The organism is Rhodoferax sp. ZS1R8, assembly GCF_056521325.1.
Window position 1 is genome coordinate 1 of record NZ_JBWMBA010000053.1, and the last position, 1652, is coordinate 1652.

1 protein-coding gene is annotated in these 1652 nt (G+C 60.5%); it reads right to left on the bottom strand.

Features of this window, described 5'->3' with window-relative positions:
- Positions 1-536 precede the first annotated feature (536 nt).
- A partial coding sequence (locus AC097P_RS23660; RefSeq protein ID WP_479612881.1) for an O-linked N-acetylglucosamine transferase, SPINDLY family protein occupies positions 537-1652 on the bottom strand: 1116 nt, incomplete at its 5' end.

Below are 1652 nucleotides of genomic sequence, written 5' to 3' on the forward strand. Positions count from 1 at the left end.
TCGTTTGATCCGGCAAACAACCTGCTCGCATTGGACGCAGTATCCATGGGCGGCACAACGTACAGCCAGGTCTGGGCCACGTTCAGCGCCTAGAAAACTTGTGTCTCGGGCGCCGCCGTTGACGCCAATTCGGACGCACTGATTGCCAGCATAGGCCTTACACGCGGCCTGCACCACGACTTTGGCGCAGGCCTTTACGAGGGCGCACCGATTGAAGGCCAGCAGGCCAATGGCAGCGCCTTTGATGGTGACCGACGCGTGCTGGTGATCGACCGCGACACCAACCGACTGTGCGAAGCCGGCAATTTGTATCCGCAGGCCACCCATTGGGCAGCTTCACCACCGAGAGCAAGGTCATTTTGCAGGCATGAAGACCTACGGCATGCTGCTGGCCGACAACGGCTCCAACTGATATTTCAGTAGCGCGCCCGATCCGCGCGGGAACAACGACAAGCTGGTGTCAGAGCTGGGTAGCGTAAAAGGCTCCCGCTTTGAGGTGATCCGCATGGACGGGCTGTTCACGCCCTAGGCCACATTCACGAGCGGATATCACCCTGGTTTGCACACCATGTGCGCCACATGGTTCTAAACGCTTTTTCTGCCTCGGCTGCCAGGCCACGGCCATCCAGCAAACCAGCGCTTTCCATGCGTGTGCGCAACGATGCACGCAACGCACCCAACGCTTCGGTGTTCTGGGCCAACGACACTGCTTTGTCTACATAGGCCTGCGCGTCATCGGCGATACACGTTTGCAGCCCCAAACCGGTCAATAGGCTTGCGCCGACCCGGCTGGCCGCTGTCTCGCCCGCAAGGGTGATAACCGGCATTCCCATCCACAGAGCATGGCACGTCGTCACACCCCCATTGAACGGGAACGGGTCCAGCGCTATGTCGGCCTCCTGCCCCAAACGCAGGTAGTCCTCCAGACCGGTCCATCCGCGCAGCGAAAGCCTGTGCGGCGCAACCCCTTGTGCGTCGAATGCGGCTTGCACCGTCGCGGCCAACTCGGCATTTTCCAGCCCGGCCGCCTGTACCAGCAGGCGTGCATCAGGCATGCGGGTGAGGATGCTGGCCCACCATTGCAACACCTCAGCAGTAATCTTTGCCAGGGTGTTGAACGAAGCAAACGTGACAAAGCCGTTGCGCACCACGGGCCCGGGACCAACTTCACCACAGTCCGGGTCGGGACGGAAGGAAGCATAGAAACGTGAGAGACGGACCAGTTTCTCCGAGTAAAAAGTATCGCTTTGGCCAGGTGGGTCCATGACCGCATCGGTAAAACGGAATTGCATGGCCTGCAAGCCAGTAGACACCGGAAAACCAAACCAGCTGACCTGCACGGGGGCAGCTTGGCGGGCAAACACCAGCAGTCGGTGGCCCTCGGTGTGACTGGACAGGTCCACCAGAATATCGATGCCATCGGCTGCAACGCGCCCGGCCAAAGCCACGTCATCCATAGCGGCACACACCACCCAGGCATCTGCACAAGCTTGGAGTCGCTCGGTGACCGCATCCATTGCGCCGCTGTTGCTGTAGCAAACCACGTCACAATCACCCTGGTGCAAGCCGGCGAGCAACGGTTCGATCCAGTAAGCAGCTGCATGGTTGCGAAAGTCTGCCGACACCAAGCCAATGCGCAGTCGGCGCTCGGG